The sequence below is a fragment of the Pseudactinotalea sp. HY160 genome (assembly GCF_009372055.1).
Classification (GTDB): domain Bacteria; phylum Actinomycetota; class Actinomycetes; order Actinomycetales; family Beutenbergiaceae; genus HY158.
Genome location: NZ_WHMT01000017.1, coordinates 1 through 16,069 on the forward strand (window position 1 = coordinate 1; position 16,069 = coordinate 16,069).

Genomic DNA, 16,069 nt, shown 5'->3' on the forward strand with positions numbered 1-16,069 from the left:
ACTCGCGCATGCACGCGGTCCTACCCGCGGCCGATGGCCGGATCCTGCAGGACGTGATCGATCACCTCGCCGGCATGATCCAGGCCCAGGGCTGGAACCTACCCGCCGGAGACCTACGCGCCTACGCCCTGGGCGACCTCGCCCGCGCCCGCTACGGCCACACACCCCTACCCGGCTGCACCCCCACCGGCCCCAACCAACCAGCCCAACCAGCCCCGCCCGACCGGCAGGCGATGCCCGCCCGACCGGGCGACCCCGTCCGCCCGGGCGAGTCCGGCCGCCCGGGCGAGCCGGGCACGTTCGGTCGTATCTTCCCACCGTCCGATGGCACCGCCGAGCAGGCCGAGCAGGCCGGGGCCGCCGAGCAGGCCGGAACCTCCGAACCATCGAGCACCCCGGGTCATCGGGGCGCGCCGGATACCGGTGGTGCGGGCGTGCCGCGGGGCCGGATCCTGATGTACCTGCACCTCCAGGCCGCCGACCTCTGGCCCGGCGGACTCCCGGCCACCAGCCCGCCACGACCACCCGGCGATCGGGGCGATCCCGGCGATCCGGGTGATCTTTCCGATTCCGGTGATCGTGGTGATCGTGGCGCTTCTCGTGTCGGCGCGCGGGCTGCGGGTGGTGGGTTCGATCGTGAACGGCTGCGCCGGGTCCCGGTCCGGGTCGAGGCCCGCGGCCTACCCCGCGGCGCGGTCATCACCGCCGCCGAACTCGGCTCCCTCTTCCACCGCCCCACCACCCTGCCGCCCGCACCCGCGCCCGCGGCACCGGGCACACCCGCACCCGGCCCTGAGGAGACGGGTGTGCCCGAGGGGCCGTGCCTCAACGGGACAGCTGCGCCCGCATCCCCGGGACAGCCCGGCACCGTACTGCCCAGCACCGGTCTGCCCGGAACCGGTCTGTCCGGCGAGGGCGGGTCCGGATCGTGTTTCGTACCCGAGATCATCGTGCGCCCGGTCCTCGACCTGGACGAGCCCCTCGCGACCGATTCCTACACCCCGACCGAACGGATGCGCACCCAGGCCATCCTGACCACCGACCGATGCGCCTTCCCCTGGTGTACCCGCACCGCCCGCGCCTGCGACCTCGACCACATCGAGGCCTGGCACACCACCACACGCACCAGGCACGACAGACACGCCGCACATCACGGGCACGACGGACACGCCGGGAACGACGCCGGCGAGCACGACGCCGGCGGGAGCGACGCCGGCAGCGGGACCGGCGAGGGCCTGGTCGTGACCGGGGGCGCGACCTGCCCGTGCAACCTCGCCCCGCTCTGCAGGGCGCATCACCGCCTCAAGACCCACGCCCACACCGATTCCGCCTCGCGCGGGCGCCACGCGGCCTGGTCCTACGCCAAACTCGACGCCGGCACCTACCTGTGGACCGGCCCCCACGGCATCCGCCTCCTACGCACCCCCTGGGGCACCCTCGACACCCAGGCCACCACCGGCCCCACCGGCCCCATCGGCCCCATCGAGACCGCCGAGAGCATCGAGACCGCTCAGCACACCGAACCCGCCGGGCGCTGTGGCACGGGCGAGCACCGCGACACGCACGAAAACACCGAGAACGCCGCCACGAGCGGCGGCACCAGCAGCGGCACGGGAGCGATCCAGCCGGCCACCAGCCCGACGACCGGCACCCGAGAGAACACCGCCCTCGGCACCAGCGCGTCCGGCCCGATCGTGAAAGCCCGTGCATCCGGCGCAGCTCATGCCGCGGACACAACTCGTGCCCCGGGCGTGGAGGCCCCGCCCGAGACGACCTCGCCCGCCGCGCCCGCGCCACTGTCCCCACAGCGGGAACGCGCCAACCGGGCCCACTGGTCCCAGGCCACCCCCGACACCCTCGCCATCGTCCACAGCCGAGACACCCGCCTGAGCGACCGCGCCGACACCACCCGCGCAGCCCACCGCGCCGCCGAGGAAGACGACGCCCGCCGCTACCCCGACGAACCACCCTTCTGAGGCAGCGACTCGGTCGGCTCGCGGCCGACAGGTTCGGCCACCGGTGTGCCGACGGCGGGTTGACGAGTGAGCAGCCATGCACGGATCGGCGGACTCACAGCAGGGCGGACGGATGAGCAGCGTGACGGACGGACGGGTGCCCGTCACGCCGTCGGGCTCATCTAGAGTTGGAGTGTGTCCATCCCCGACGTGGAGCTCAACTCCCCGTTCGCCGAGTTCGACCGCGCCACGTGGCGCGCGCTCGCGTCCTCGACCCCGCTTCCGCTGACGCAGGCGGACGTCGAGAACCTGGCCGGGCTGGGCGATCCGATCGACCTGCACGAAGTGGACACCGTCTACCGGCCGCTGTCGCGCCTGCTCAACCTGTACGTGGCCGCCTCACAGCAACTGCGGCAGGCCACCTCGACGTTCCTCGGCGATTGGACCCGGCACACCCCGTTCGTCATCGGGGTCGCCGGCTCCGTGGCCGTCGGCAAGTCGACCACCTCCCGACTGCTGCGGGAACTGCTTCGCCGATGGCCCGAGACGCCGCGGGTGCAGCTCATCACCACCGACGGCTTCCTCTACCCGAACGCCGAGTTGGAGCGGCGCGGGCTGATGGAGCGCAAGGGCTTCCCGGAATCCTTCGACCGGCGCCGCCTCATCGAGTTCCTCGAGGACGTCAAAGGCGGCTCGGAGGCGGTCGCGGCTCCGGTGTACTCGCACCTGGCCTACGACATCATCCCGGACGCGCAGATCGTGGTGCGCAAGCCGGAGGTGCTCATCGTCGAGGGCCTCAACGTGCTCGCGCCGGCACGCGTCCACCCGGACGGCCACGCCGGCCTGGCCGTGAGCGACTTCTTCGACTTCTCCATCTACGTCGACGCCGAAACGGCCCACATACGCCGCTGGTACGTCGAACGTTTCCTACGACTGCGGCGCACCGCCTTCGCCGACCCGGACTCCTATTTCCACCGGTACGCGAGCCTGGACGACGACGCCGCCGTCGCCCGCGCGCAGCAGATCTGGGACGACATCAACGAGCCGAACCTGGTCGAGAACGTGCTGCCCACCCGGGCCCGGGCCACGCTCGTGCTCTCCAAGGACACCGACCACCGGGTCTCCAGGCTCCGACTACGTCAGATCTGACGCGGCCGGCTGGTCCGAGTCGAGCCCGACCCCACGGGCGTGTTCCATCAGGCGCTAGCGACCCGGTACGGCCGGCCGGACGCGCCCGCTCCGCCGGACGCCGAGAACCGGGTCATACTGGTCATGTCGATCGAGCACGTCGGCCATAAATAAATTCGGCGCCGTCGCGCGGCGCGTCCCGACGGCGCGACGAATTACACATTCCGGCCGAACCGCGGGACGGAATATGTCATCACCTGAGATACTCGACGGACCCGCAGCGAACACATAGGGTCTCTTGACAGTATCGACCGATTCGCCGTACGGTCGAAATATGAAAACTCAGATGTTCGCAATCTCCGCATTCATTGCGCTGCTCACCGTGGGAGCAGCGCAAGCGACCGGCGTCTACAGCAGCCCATCACCGGACACCGGTTCACCTGCAGGCGCTCCGCCATCGGCGAGCGGCGCCGCAGTAGCTCCTGGCGACACGCCTCAACTGCAAGCGCTGATCCTGTATTGGGATGCTCCGACGCCTCCCGACGAGCCTCACTATAGCGGCGTTCATCAGATGCACGCGGCTACAGTTCAAGCATCGGTCCTCTCCGCACAGCAGGCAGCCGGCTATGGAACGACGGGCCCAGGCGGGCAAACCTTCTGCTTCGATACCTCACCAACCGGTGGCCAGCTGACATGTTCCGGCCCTTCCAATATCGCTGTCGCCAGATGCTGGTGGTACCACGCAAATCCGTCAGCCAAGGTGGGATTTGCGTGTGGATACAAGTCATGAAGAACCGGGACTCCAATGCGACAATAGCGACACCAACCACACCGGCGTCGGCATGGAATCTCCAAATGAGTGAAGGGGTGCATCCGTCATGAATAGTGGACGAGCCATTCTGGCAGGATTGGGGGCCGTCGGCCTGAGCGTCGTCGGCATCGCGTCCGCCGGCGGAGCCGGACATGGGCCCGGCGCAGCCGAGGCGGAACTGATTCCGGCGTTCGGCGATGCCCAGGCACCCGGTGATCAACTGCCGCGTGATGTCGCCGAGGTCGCGGGCGCCGTGCCGGAGACGGCGAGGCTGCTCGGCACCGCGCGCGGGGTGACGTTCTGGGCCGCGACGACCGCGGGGGGCGACATCTGCCTCGTCGCGGAGCTTCCGAACGGGGTGAACGCCTCGCCTGGGGACGATCCCGTCACGGGCACCGCCTGCACGTCGGCCTCGCTGTTCGCTGCCCGTGGCGCGGCCATCAGCGTCGACGGCCACACCGCCGCCCACGGGATCGTGGCCTACCTCCTTCCCGCCGGCGCTGACGGCGCGGATGTGCGCACGGCCGCCGCCTCCCTCGATTCGGACGTCGTGGTCGAGCGCGGCGCGACCCTGATCGCGGCCGACCCGGCGGATGCCGGGCGGGCCGGCGGAATCGAGATCGGTATCGCCGAGGGCGGGTCCCTGAGCCTGCCGACCCTGGACACCTGCGGGCACGTATGCGACTGACACCCGCCCCGCCGGACATGCCACCCGGATCATCGGGGCGACGCGCCGTCAGTGCCGCCGTGGCGGCCTTCGCCCTGGCATTGGCCCTGACCGGGTGCACGTCGGAGCCGGATGAGTCCGCAGGCGGGCCGGCTATGTATGCATGCGCGCTGGTGGCCGAGATCCGCACCGGAGCTGCACCCGAGTCTTGGGACGTGCAGCCCGGCCCCGACGCGGATCCAGAACTCGTCTCCGCCAGCGCCGCGATCTCGCTCCTGGGCGCGGTGTCCGGGGCTCCTTTGGAGGGACACGATGATCTATTCTCCTCAGCCGTCACCCTCGGCTCCGGCCTGGCCGACGCCGACACCGCGGTCATCCACACCGGCCTGGACGAGCTGGATACGACCTGCGACAGGAGCGGGCTCGCCTGGGACGACGCCGACACCTCGATGGCGGGTCGCCTCGACTACGCCTGCGGCCTGGTCAGCGCCGTCCGCGGGGACGACAGCGCGGTCGAGGACTGGATTGGGGCAGGCGCGACAACGAACGACCGGGAACATCTCATCGCGAACGAGGCCTTCGGCGCGGCGGGTCTCCTCGGGGGAACAGTGGCATGGCAGCTCCCCGATCACGAGGAGTTGTCCGACGCCGCCCAACGACTGTTCACCGGTCTGACCCGTGCCGAACCGGAGAGTATCGAGGGTGCCCTGACCACAATCGACGACCTATGCGCTGACCGCTGACCGACTCGGCGTACTCACCCCACGCAGACCGGCCGCGACAAGGCCGGTGGACCGAGCCGGGCCTCGGGTCAGCTCAGCGCCAGGCGCTGCTCCACGACGTCCGCGAGACCGCGCGCCTCCGCCTGCGCCTGCTCGGCCGTGGCCGCCTCGACCATGACCCGCACGAGCGGCTCCGTGCCCGAGGGCCGCAGCAGCACCCGGCCCGTGTGACCGAGGCGGGCCTCGCTCGCGGCGACCGCCGCGGCGAGGGCCTCGTCCGACCCCGCCCGGGCCTTGTCCACACCGCTCACGTTCAGGAGCACCTGCGGCAGCCGGGTGATCGAGCCGGCCAGCTCGCCGAAGCTGCGACCGGACCGGACCACCTGCGCGGACAGTTGCAGCGCCGTCAGCACGCCGTCGCCCGTCGTGGCGTAGTCCGTGAACACGATGTGCCCGGACTGCTCGCCGCCGAGGTTGTACCCGCCCGCGCGCATCGCCTCGAGCACGTACCGGTCCCCCACCCCGGCCTGCACGGTGCGGATGCCGTCCTCCTCCATCGCGAGCAGCAGCCCGAGGTTGCTCATGACCGTGACCACGAGCGTGTCGTGGGCGAGGGCGCCCTCGGCCTTCTGCGCCCGCGCCAGGATCCCCATGATCTGGTCGCCGTCGACAAGCCGGCCCGCGCCGTCCACGGCGAGGCACCGGTCGGCGTCGCCGTCGAAGGCCACCCCGAAGTGGGCCTCGGAGGCGACCGTCACGGCCTGCAGTTGCTCGGGGTGGGTGGAGCCGCACTGATCGTTGATGTTGCGCCCGTCCGGGGAGGCGTTGATCACCACGACGTCGGCGCCGGCGGCGCGCAGGATCGCCGGACCGACCCGGCTCGCGGCCCCGTTCGCCGCGTCGACGGCGATCCGCAGGCCGCTCAGGTCCACGTCGATCGTGCCGAGCAGGTGGTCCGAGTAGTCCTCGACCGAGGCGCCCCGATCGAAGGAGATCCGCCCGACGTCCGCGCCGGTCGGCCGCGCCCAGTCCCGACGCATGGCCGCCTCGATCGCATCCTCGATCGCGTCCTCGAGCTTGTTGCCGCCGCGGGCGAAGAACTTGATGCCGTTGTCGGGCATCGCGTTGTGGGAGGCGGAGACCATGACCGCCAGGTCCGCCTCGGTCGATCCCGTGAGGAACGCGACCGCCGGCGTGGGGAGCACGCCCAGATCGGTCACGTCGACACCCGCGCTGGTCATCCCGGCCACGAGCGCGGCCGAGAGGAACTCTCCCGAGACTCGCGGGTCGCGTCCGATGATGGCGTGTGGACGGCGCCCGGTGAAGTCTCCCTGCTCGGTCAGGACCCGAGCCGCGGCCGCTCCGAGCGCGAGCGCGAGCTCGGCCGTGATCTCGTGATTCGCCAGCCCGCGCACCCCGTCGGTGCCGAAGAGTCGTGTCATGCTTCCCCATCCTGTTCTCGGCCGCGTGGCCGTGCTGGTCGGCGCGCGTGGCACCCGACTCCGGGTGCTCCGGGTACGCGAACGGCCCCGGCAAGTATATTGCCGGGGCCGTTGTCACGCCTGGAGCCTCGCCACAGCGGGCGAGGGCACACTCAGCGCTTCGAGTACTGCGGCGCCTTGCGGGCCTTCTTCAGACCGGCCTTCTTGCGCTCGATGGCGCGGGCGTCCCGGGTGAGGTAGCCGGCCTTCTTGAGCGCCGGGCGGTTCGCCTCGACGTCGATCTCGTTCAGGGCGCGGGCGATCGCGAGCCGCAACGCACCGGCCTGGCCCGAGGGGCCGCCGCCGTGCAGGAGGCCGATCACGTCGAAGCGGCCCTCGATGTCGAGCAGCGCGAACGGGGAGTTCACGAGCTGCTGGTGCACCTTGTTGGGGAAGTACTCCTCCAGGGTGCGGCCGTTGAGCTTCCAGCTGCCGGTGCCCGGCACGAGGCGGACTCGGGCGACGGCGCGCTTGCGGCGCCCCACGGCGGCGCCGGGTGCGGTGATGGACTCACCCTGACCGGTCGTCGCGGTGGTCTCGGAGGTGTAAGAGCTCGGCGCGTCGGCCTGCTCGTCGATGGTGGTGGTGGTCTCAGCCACAGGTGGTGCTCCTTGGTCCGTTGTCCGCGCGCTTACTGCGCGACCTGGGTGATCTCGAAGGTCTGCGGCAGCTGGGCGCGGTGCGGGTGGTCCGCGCCGCGGTACACCTTGAGCTTGCGCAGCTGGTCACGGCCCAGAGATGTCTTGGGGATCATCCCTCGCACGGCCTTCTCCACCGCACGCTCGGGGTTCTTCTCGAGCATCTCGGCGTAGCTGGTCGCCTTGAGGCCGCCGGGGTAACCCGAGTGGCGGTAGGCGACCTTCTGCTCCTGCTTGGAGCCGGTGAGGGCGACCTTCTCGGCGTTGATGACGATGACGAAGTCACCGCCGTCCACGTGGGGGGCGAAGGTCGGCTTGTGCTTACCGCGAAGCAGCGTGGCGACCTGGGTGGCGAGGCGACCGAGCACCACATCGGTAGCGTCAATGACGTACCAGTTGCGCTCGGTCTCGCCGGCCTTGGGAGTGTACGTACGCACGGGAACCTTCGTTTCTTGTGCTTGCTTGCAGCTGGTCACGGGAGGCCGCGGCTGGAAGCCTCAGCGGCACGGCCATACCGGGACCGGGATTGTCAGTTTCGGTGCCTCGCTCGCTCGCGCGGTGAGTGGGAGACACCAGGATGCGAAACGGACGCACAACGACTCATAAGAGTACCCACACGCGCGGGGTCGGTCAAAGCGGTCCGCGCCGTAGTGAGCGAGCCCACAGGCGCGGGTGGTCGCGTTCACGCCCGCGGCAGGGTACGGATCGCTCGAGCCTGCCGCGCACGGACGGCGAGGCGCGCCTCGGGCGGGTACGCCACCTCGACCATGGCGAGCCCGTGTGCCGGGGCCACCTGTACCAGGGAGCTCCGCTCGTGCCCCGCCGCCACGCCGCGGAGCCAGTCGAGGTCGCGGCGCCCCGACCCCACGGCCAGGCACGCCCCCACGAGGGAGCGGACCATGGAGTGGCAGAAGGCATCGGCCCGCACGTTCGCGACGAGCCGCTCCCCGCGGGCCGCCCAGTCGAACTCCTCGAGGGTCCGGATCGTCGTGGCCCCGGGGCGCTTGCGGCAGAAGGGGGCGAAGTCCCGCTCCCCCACGAGCAGGGCCGCGGCCCGGTCGAGGGCGGCGAGGTCGAGCTCGCCGGGATAGCGGAGCTCCTCGCGCCGCCGGAGGGGGTCCGGCACGGCCGAGCCGGGCAGCACCGTGTAGGCATACCGGCGCCAGATCGCGGAGAACCGGGCGTCGAAGCCCGCGGGTGCGGCCGCGACGGAACGGATGACCACGTCGTCGGCCAGCACCGCGTTGAGGCGCGTCGCGAGCGCCTCGCCCGGGCTCCGGTCGCTGCGGCCGGGCGCGGCGAGCCAGGCCTGTTCGGGCAGGTCGAGGTGGGCGACCTGGGCGTGGGCGTGCACGCCGGCGTCGGTGCGGCCGGCGACGGTCAGTCGTGCGGGATCGTCGAGGCGCAGGACGCGGTCGAGAGCCGCCTCGATGTCCCCCTGGACCGTGCGCAGGCCGGGCTGGCGCGCCCATCCCGAGAAGTCCGTGCCGTCGTAGCCAAGGTCGAGTCGGATGCGCACCCGGCCATCGTATCGAGCTGGGTCGATAGGGTTCCAGCATGGAGAATCCGCTCACGTTGACCGTCGACTGCGGCGGCGGGGGAATCAAGGCCTCGGTGCTCGACGCCGCCGGCACCACGGTGGCCCAGGCGGTCCGCACGGCCACCCCGTACCCGCTGCCCCCGGACCGGCTGGTCGACGTGATCGCGGACCTGGCCACCCGGCTCCCGGCGGCCGACCGGGCCACGGTGGGCATGCCGGGGATGATCCGCCACGGCGTCGTCGTCTCGACCCCGCATTACGTCACCCGCTCCGGGCCGCGCACCCGGGTGCTGCCCGAGCTCGTGGAGCAGTGGACCGACGTCGACCTGCGACGGCGCCTCACGGCCCGGCTCGCCATCCCCACGCTCGTCTACAACGACGCCGAGGTGCACGGCGCCGGGGTGATCGCGGGGGCGGGCCTCGAGCTCATGATCAGCCTCGGCACCGGGCTGGGCAACGCGATCTTCGACGGCGGCAGGCTCGCCCCGCATCTGGAGCTGAGCCGGGCCCCCGTGCGGTGGGGGCTGACCTACGACGAATATCTCGGGGAGCACGAACGCATCCGGCTCGGTGACGCGCACTGGTCGCGGCGCGTGCGCACGGTCGTGGAGGAGCTGCGTCCGGTCTTCCTATGGGATCGGCTCTATCTCGGGGGTGGCAACTCCCGTCGCATCACGGCGACCACGACCGCCAAGCTCGGCGACGACGTCGTCATCGTGCCCAATTCGGCCGGCATCCTCGGCGGCGTCCGGGTCTGGAACCTGCCCCGCTGACGCCCACACCAGCCCCGGCGGGGACGACGAAGGGCCCGTGCGAGGGGTGACCTCGCGCGGGCCCTTCGGACCGGGCTGGGGCGTCAGGTGGTGTCCCGCCCGGCTTCCGAGGAGAATTACTTCTCGTCGGACTCCTCGACCGCGGCCTCGGCTTCTGCGGGCGCCTCCTCGGACTCCGTCACGGGAGCCTCGTCGGCGGCGGGGGCCTCCTCCGCGGCGCTCTCCTTGACGGCGCGCTGAGTGGCCGCCTCGGCCTCCTTCACGGTGGCCTGCTTCGGGCTGTAGGTCTCGAGCACGAGTTCGATCACGGCCATGGGCGCGTTGTCGCCCTTGCGCGGCGCGATCTTGGTGATGCGCGTGTAGCCGCCAGGACGCTCGGCCATCTTCGGCGCGATCTCGGTGAACAGCACGTGCACGACGTCCTTGCGGGACAGCACGGCCAGCACCTGACGGCGGGCCGAGAGGTCGCCGCGCTTGGCCTTGGTGATGAGCCGCTCGGCGAGCGGACGCAGCCGCTTCGCCCGGTTCTCCGTCGTGCGGATGCTGCCGTGCTCGAACAGCGACTGCGCCAGGTTGGCGAGCATCAGTCGTTCGTGCGCCGGTCCACCGCCGAGACGGTGACCCTTGGTAGGTGCAGGCATGGGTTACTCCAGTTCAGAAAAGGACCGGCAGGTCAGTTGTAGACGTCGAAGTCGTTGCCGTCGTCGAACGCCCCGGCCACGAGCGAGGCGTCGAAGTCCGCACCCGAGTCCTTGAGGGAGAGTCCGAGGTCGGCGAGCTTGTCCTTGACCTCGGTGATCGACTTGGCGCCGAAATTGCGGATGTCGAGCAGGTCGGCCTCGGACCGTGCGACCAGTTCGCCCACGACGTGGATGCCCTCACGCTTGAGGCAGTTGTAGGAGCGGATCGTCAGGTCGAGCTGCTCGATGGGCATGGCGAGGTCCTCGGCGAGGGCGGCGTCGGTCGGCGAGGGGCCGATCTCGATGCCCTCGGCCTCGACGTTCAGCTCACGCGCCAGGCCGAACAGCTCCACCAGGGTCTTGCCCGCCGAGGCGAGCGCGTCCCGCGGCGCCATCGACTTCTTGGTCTCGACGTCGACGATGAGCTTGTCGAAGTCCGTGCGCTGTTCCACACGGGTGGCCTCGACCTTGTAGGTCACCTTGAGCACCGGGGAGTAGATCGAATCCACGGGGATCCGGCCGATCTCCGCCTCGTAGGCCTTGTTCTGCGACGCGGAGACGTAGCCCCGGCCGCGCTCGACGGTCAGCTCGATCTCGAGCTTGCCCTTGGCGTTGATGGTGGCCAGGTGCAGGTCCGGGTTGTGGATCTCGACCCCGGCCGGCGGCGTGATGTCACCGGCGGTGACCACACCCGGGCCCGCCTTGCGCAGGTACATGACCACGGGCTCGTCGTTCTCCGAGGACACCACGATGTTCTTGATGTTGAGGATGATCTCGGTGACGTCTTCCTTCACGCCCGAGATCGTCGAGAACTCGTGCAGCACGCTGTCGACGCGGATCGAGGTGACGGCCGCACCGGGGATCGAGGAGAGCAGCGTGCGGCGCAGGGAGTTGCCGAGCGTGTAGCCGAAGCCCGGCTCGAGCGGCTCGATCACGAACCGCGAGCGGAACTCGTCGACGACTTCTTCGGTGAGGATGGGTCGCTGTGCGATGAGCACGGGGATGTCCTTTCAGCCGGCGTCCGCTATATGACGCCACGGCAGGCCCCTCGCCGCTCGGTCCGAGCAAGGGGGTCGTGCAGATGTGCTGAGCTGGGGCTCAGACGCGGCGACGCTTCGGCGGGCGAACGCCGTTGTGGGCCTGCGGGGTCACGTCCGAGATCGAGCCGACCTCGAGGCCGGTGGCCTGGAGCGAGCGGATCGCGGTCTCGCGGCCGGAGCCGGGGCCCTTGACGAACACGTCGACCTTCTTCATCCCGTGCTCCTGCGCCTTGCGCGCGGCGGCCTCGGCGGCCATCTGCGCGGCGTACGGCGTGGACTTGCGCGAGCCCTTGAAGCCGACCTGGCCCGAGGAGGACCAGGAGATCACCGCTCCGGTCGGGTCGGTGATCGAGACGATCGTGTTGTTGAACGTCGAGGTGATGTAGGCGTGGCCCTGGGCCACGTTCTTCTTATCCCGGCGGCGCGGCTTGCGGGCGCCGGAGGCGGTGCGGGTCTTGGGAGGCATGAGCTTCTCTCTTCTGTGCAGGTCGTCGATCCCGGGCGCACTCACGCGGGAGGCGCCTCGGGACTACTGGCGCTGTTAGCGCGCCGCCTTCTTCTTGCCGGCGACGGTGCGCTTGGGGCCCTTGCGCGAGCGGGCGTTGGTCTTGGTGCGCTGCCCGTGCACGGGCAGACCACGACGGTGGCGCAGGCCCTGGTAGCAGCCGATCTCGACCTTGCGGCGGATGTCCGCGGCGATCTCACGCCGAAGGTCACCCTCGAGCTTGTAGCTCGCCTCGAGGAAGTCACGCACAGCGACGAGGTCGTTGTCGCTGAGGTCCTTCACCCGCACGTCGGGCGAGAGCCCGGTGGCGGCGCAGGTCTGGGCGGCGCGGGTGCGTCCCACGCCGAAGATGTAGGTGAGCGCAACCTCGAGCCGCTTTTCGCGGGGGAGGTCCACGCCGACGAGTCGTGCCAACTTAACTCCTGATCGGATCGGAGGTCTTCGCCCATTCCCGTCCCGCTGGGGGCCCCGGCCTCCGACCGGGGGTGTGATGCCGCGTGGGCACCGGGAATACGCTTGGAGGCGGAACGAGTCCGCCGCGGCCGGGGCGGGAGAGCCTCCGGCCGGCCAGTTTCAGCCCTGGCGCTGCTTGTGGCGCAAGTTTTCGCAGATCACGCGCACGGATCCGTCACGACGGATGACCTTGCACTTCGGACAGATCTTCTTGACGCTCGGCTTGACCTTCATATTCGTTTCCTTGATCGTCGAACACACACCGCTTCGCCGGTCGCAGGACCGTCGGCGCCGAGTGGGGACTTACTTGTACCGATAGACGATTCGACCACGAGTCAGGTCGTACGGGCTCAGCTCGACGACGACCCGGTCCTCGGGGAGGATTCGGATGTAGTGCTGGCGCATCTTGCCCGAGATGTGGGCGAGAACCTTGTGTCCGTTCTCGAGTTCCACCCGGAACATCGCATTCGGAAGCGCCTCCACCACGGTCCCTTCGACCTCGATGGCATCACTCTTCTTGCCCATGTACTCCGCTATTCGTCGTCATCGTATGAGCTGGTTGCTCACTGCTCTATCGTTCGTCCGACGTCGCTCCGACGCCATGAGGAGGCGCCGCGTTCCGCTGCCGGCTCTCGCCGTGGGCAGGACGCAGCGCACCCAACGGTCCATGGTACGCCATCGAGCGCCCGGCGGACACCGCCGCCACAGTGGCGCGCGTCACGGGCACCCCGGATTGCTCCACGGGCTCGGCCGGGTCGGCAGGGTCAGTCGAGCGGCACGGGCACGACGCCGAAGGGGGCCAGTCCCCCGGTTCCGCCGTCGGGCGCGGTGAGCACCCAGATCCCGCCGGCGTGGATGGCGACGGTGTGCTCGGAGTGCGCGGCCCGGGAGCCGTCGACGGTGACGACGGTCCACTCGTCCGCCAGCACCCTGGACTCGCCGCTCGCGCGGCTCAGCATGGGTTCGATCGCCAGGCACATGCCCGCCCTGAGCTTCGGACCGCGGGCGTTGGTGCGGTAGTTGACCACCTCGGGCGGCTGGTGCATCGCCGATCCGATCCCGTGCCCGGTGTAGTCGAGCACGATGCCGTAGTCGCCGCTCGCGTCGTCGATCGCGGCCGAGACCTCGCCGAGCCACGTCGCCGTGGCGGTGGCCGCGATGCCGGCCCACATCGCCTGATCGGTGGTCGCGATGAGCGCGGCATCGGCGGGGTCGGGCTCGGCTCCCGGCACGATCGCCGAGAAGGCGGCGTCCCCGTGCCAGCCGTCCACGATCGCCCCGGCGTCGATCGAGACGAGATCGCCGGCCGCGAGCTCACGCCCGCCCGGGATGCCGTGCACGATCTCCTCGTTCACCGACGTGCAGATCACCCCGGGGAAACCGTGGTAGCCGAGGAAGTTCGACGTCGCACCCGCCCGGGTGATGACCTCGGCCGCGATCCGGTCGAGGTCGGCGGTGGTCAGGCCCGGCTCGAGCGCCGAGCGGACCGCGGCGTGGAGGTCTGCGACCACCAGCCCCGCCCGTCGCATGAGGCGGACCTGGTCGTCGGACTTGTACTCGATCCGCTCGCGGCCGAACACCGCTAGGCCCCGACCTCCGCGAGGGCGGCCTGGAGGCGGTCCGTCACCTCGTCGATCTCGCCCATCCCGTCGACCTGCACGAGCAGGCCCCGGCCGGAGTAGATGCCGACGAGGGGCGCGGTCTGCTCCCGGTAGACCTCGAGCCGGCGCCGGATGACCGGCTCGGTGTCGTCGGTGCGGCCCTGCTCCTGCGCGCGACCGAGGAGGCGGCCGACCACCTCGTCGACGTCCGCGGTCAATTCGATCACGGCGTCGAGCGAGACGTCCTGCGCCCCGAGCATGGAATCGAGCTCGCGCACCTGGGGCTCGGTCCGGGGGTACCCGTCGAGCAGGAAACCGGTGCGGGCGTCGTCGCGGGCCAGTCGATCGGCGACCATCGCATTGGTCACCTCGTCCGGAACGTACTCACCGGCGTCCATGTAGCGCTGCGCCGTGCGCCCGAGCTCGGTGCGCTCGGACACGTTCGCCCGGAAGATGTCGCCGGTGGAAATCGCGGGGATACCCAGCCGTTCGGCGATGCGGACGGCCTGGGTTCCCTTGCCCGCCCCCGGCGGACCGAGGAGCACGAGACGCATGGTCATCGCAGGAACCCTTCGTAGTGACGCTGCTGGAGCTGGCTGTTGATCTGCTGAACAGTCTGCAGGCCGACGCCGACGACGATGATGAGCGAGGATCCGCCGAAGGGGATCTGGTTCGCCACGCCCATCGCCTTGAGTGCGAGCGTCGGAATGAGCGCGACGATCGCCAGGTACACGGCCCCGGAGGTGGTGATGCGGTTGAGCACGTAGGTCAGGTACTCCGACGTCGGGCGGCCGGCCCGGATGCCCGGGATGAAGCCCCCGTAGCGCTTCATGTTGTCCGCCACGTCCTCCGGGTTGAACGTGATCGACGTGTAGAAGAACGTGAAGAAGAGGATGAGCACGACGTAGATCGCGATGTGGATCGACGCGGCGGGGTCCATGAGGTTCGTCTGGATCCACAGGATCCAGCCGGCGTCCTGCTCGGAGGAGAACTGGGCCGCGAGGCCCGGCAGCGCGAGCAGCGAGGACGCGAAGATCACGGGGATCACGTTCGCCATGTTGATCTTGATCGGGATGTAGGTGGTCGAGCCGCCGTACATCCGCCGGCCGACCATCCGCTTCGCGTACTGCACGGGGATGCGGCGCTGGGACTGCTCGACGAACACGATGGCGCACGTGAGCACGAGTGCGAGTCCGACGAAGATGAGCACCTTCGTGGTGCCCCCGTCGACGGCGAAGATCTGGCCGATCGCGCCCGGGAAGCTCGCGGCGATCGAGGTGAAGATGAGCAGCGACATCCCGTTGCCGACGCCGTGCTCCGTGATCTGTTCGCCGATCCACATGATCAGGCCGGTCCCGGCCGTCATCGTCAGGATCATGATGAGCAGGTTCGGCCAGGACTGGTCGGGGATGACCTCGACCGAGCAGCCCGGGAAGAGGATCCCGTTGCGGGCCATCGTCACGTAGGTCGTGGCCTGCAGGACGGCGAGGAAGATCGTCAGGTAGCGCGTGTACTGCGTGAGCTTCGCCTGCCCCGTCTGGCCCTCCTTCTGGAGCGCCTCGAACTTGGGGATGACCACGCGGAGCAGCTGCACGATGATGCTCGCGGTGATGTAGGGCATGATGCCGAGCGCGAAGACGCTCAGCTGGAGCAGCGCACCGCCGGAGAACAGGTTGACCAGTCCGAGCAGGTCCTGACCGCCGCCCGCGGGCGTGGCGATACAGGTCTGCACGTTGGTGTAGTCGATCCCGGGCGTCGGTATCAATGAACCGAGCCGGAACAACGCCATGATTCCCAGCGTGAACAGCAGCTTCTTGCGCAGATCCGGGGTACGGAATGCACGCGTGAATGCGCCGAGCAATGGTCCTCCTCGCCAGTGGGGTGCGGATCAGCGAGCGATCCGAGTCGATCCTGGTGGATCGTCAGGTGCGCGGCACCTGAGCACCGCTGGTATGTGTCGGACTGACCCTATCGGTCAATCCTGGTAGGTCGAACCCGCGGGAACGACACACGGCGGCGCAGGAGCGATCCTGCGCCGCCGTTGGTGTCATGCCGTATCGGGCATTGTTTCGGTC

The 16,069-nt window shown here is 70.0% G+C and carries 17 protein-coding genes and 1 pseudogene; 5 read left to right on the forward strand and 13 right to left on the reverse strand.

Annotated elements, in window-relative coordinates:
- The 4 genes and pseudogenes from GCG21_RS16340 to GCG21_RS13020 all read left to right on the forward strand — a co-directional run.
- Positions 1-1,976 (forward strand): annotated as a pseudogene (locus tag GCG21_RS16340) (hypothetical protein); the annotation flags it as partial.
- Between the two features lie 180 nt (positions 1,977-2,156).
- Entirely contained in the window at positions 2,157-3,104 is a 948-nt protein-coding gene (coaA, locus tag GCG21_RS13010) for a type I pantothenate kinase (RefSeq protein ID WP_194928894.1), read from the forward strand.
- Between the two features lie 887 nt (positions 3,105-3,991).
- Entirely contained in the window at positions 3,992-4,582 is a 591-nt protein-coding gene (locus tag GCG21_RS13015; protein ID WP_152910122.1) for a hypothetical protein, read from the forward strand.
- 59 nt (positions 4,583-4,641) lie between these two features.
- Positions 4,642-5,304: a hypothetical protein gene (locus tag GCG21_RS13020; RefSeq protein WP_152910123.1), complete on the forward strand. Its 663-nt coding sequence runs from the start codon at positions 4,642-4,644 to the stop codon at positions 5,302-5,304.
- Positions 5,305-5,372: 68 nt separating this feature from the next.
- On the opposite strand, the gene glmM is transcribed toward GCG21_RS13020, so the two are convergent.
- The 4 genes from glmM to truA form a co-directional block, all read right to left on the reverse strand.
- A complete protein-coding gene (gene glmM / locus GCG21_RS13025; protein ID WP_152910124.1) occupies positions 5,373-6,725 on the reverse strand; it encodes a phosphoglucosamine mutase in 1,353 nt (450 codons plus the stop codon).
- A 152-nt stretch (positions 6,726-6,877) separates the two neighbouring features.
- Positions 6,878-7,363: a 30S ribosomal protein S9 gene (gene rpsI, locus GCG21_RS13030; RefSeq protein ID WP_153878763.1), complete on the reverse strand. Its 486-nt coding sequence runs from the start codon at positions 7,361-7,363 to the stop codon at positions 6,878-6,880.
- 32 nt (positions 7,364-7,395) lie between these two features.
- On the reverse strand, positions 7,396-7,839 hold the full coding sequence (rplM, locus tag GCG21_RS13035; protein WP_153878764.1) for a 50S ribosomal protein L13: 444 nt from the start codon (positions 7,837-7,839) through the stop codon (positions 7,396-7,398).
- Between the two features lie 245 nt (positions 7,840-8,084).
- A complete protein-coding gene (gene truA / locus GCG21_RS13040) occupies positions 8,085-8,921 on the reverse strand; it encodes a tRNA pseudouridine(38-40) synthase TruA (RefSeq protein ID WP_370517515.1) in 837 nt (278 codons plus the stop codon).
- Between the two features lie 38 nt (positions 8,922-8,959).
- Between truA and GCG21_RS13045 the strand changes: the two genes are divergently transcribed.
- Positions 8,960-9,715 (forward strand): ROK family protein, encoded by a 756-nt coding sequence (locus tag GCG21_RS13045; RefSeq protein WP_152910125.1) that lies wholly within the window; start codon positions 8,960-8,962, stop codon positions 9,713-9,715.
- A 116-nt stretch (positions 9,716-9,831) separates the two neighbouring features.
- On the opposite strand, the gene rplQ is transcribed toward GCG21_RS13045, so the two are convergent.
- The 9 genes from rplQ to secY all read right to left on the reverse strand — a co-directional run bounded on the left by rplQ (position 9,832) and on the right by secY (position 15,855).
- A complete protein-coding gene (rplQ, locus tag GCG21_RS13050) occupies positions 9,832-10,356 on the reverse strand; it encodes a 50S ribosomal protein L17 (RefSeq protein WP_152910126.1) in 525 nt (174 codons plus the stop codon).
- A 32-nt stretch (positions 10,357-10,388) separates the two neighbouring features.
- Positions 10,389-11,393, reverse strand: a complete 1,005-nt coding sequence (locus tag GCG21_RS13055) for a DNA-directed RNA polymerase subunit alpha (RefSeq protein ID WP_153878766.1) — start codon at positions 11,391-11,393, stop codon at positions 10,389-10,391.
- A gap of 100 nt (positions 11,394-11,493) precedes the next feature.
- On the reverse strand, positions 11,494-11,901 hold the full coding sequence (gene rpsK / locus GCG21_RS13060; RefSeq protein WP_152910174.1) for a 30S ribosomal protein S11: 408 nt from the start codon (positions 11,899-11,901) through the stop codon (positions 11,494-11,496).
- 75 nt (positions 11,902-11,976) lie between these two features.
- Positions 11,977-12,354: a 30S ribosomal protein S13 gene (gene rpsM / locus GCG21_RS13065; protein ID WP_152910127.1), complete on the reverse strand. Its 378-nt coding sequence runs from the start codon at positions 12,352-12,354 to the stop codon at positions 11,977-11,979.
- A gap of 159 nt (positions 12,355-12,513) precedes the next feature.
- Positions 12,514-12,627, reverse strand: a complete 114-nt coding sequence (gene rpmJ / locus GCG21_RS13070) for a 50S ribosomal protein L36 (protein ID WP_152910128.1) — start codon at positions 12,625-12,627, stop codon at positions 12,514-12,516.
- Between the two features lie 69 nt (positions 12,628-12,696).
- A complete protein-coding gene (gene infA / locus GCG21_RS13075; RefSeq protein WP_152910129.1) occupies positions 12,697-12,918 on the reverse strand; it encodes a translation initiation factor IF-1 in 222 nt (73 codons plus the stop codon).
- A 239-nt stretch (positions 12,919-13,157) separates the two neighbouring features.
- Positions 13,158-13,973, reverse strand: coding sequence for a type I methionyl aminopeptidase (gene map, locus GCG21_RS13080; protein WP_370517516.1), 816 nt, complete (start codon positions 13,971-13,973; stop codon positions 13,158-13,160).
- A gap of 2 nt (positions 13,974-13,975) precedes the next feature.
- Complete coding sequence (locus GCG21_RS13085; protein WP_152910130.1) at positions 13,976-14,554, reverse strand: adenylate kinase; 579 nt, start codon at positions 14,552-14,554, stop codon at positions 13,976-13,978.
- Positions 14,551-15,855 (reverse strand): preprotein translocase subunit SecY, encoded by a 1,305-nt coding sequence (gene secY / locus GCG21_RS13090; protein ID WP_152910131.1) that lies wholly within the window; start codon positions 15,853-15,855, stop codon positions 14,551-14,553. Before secY ends, GCG21_RS13085 begins: the two co-directional genes overlap by 4 nt.
- Positions 15,856-16,069 lie beyond the last annotated feature (214 nt).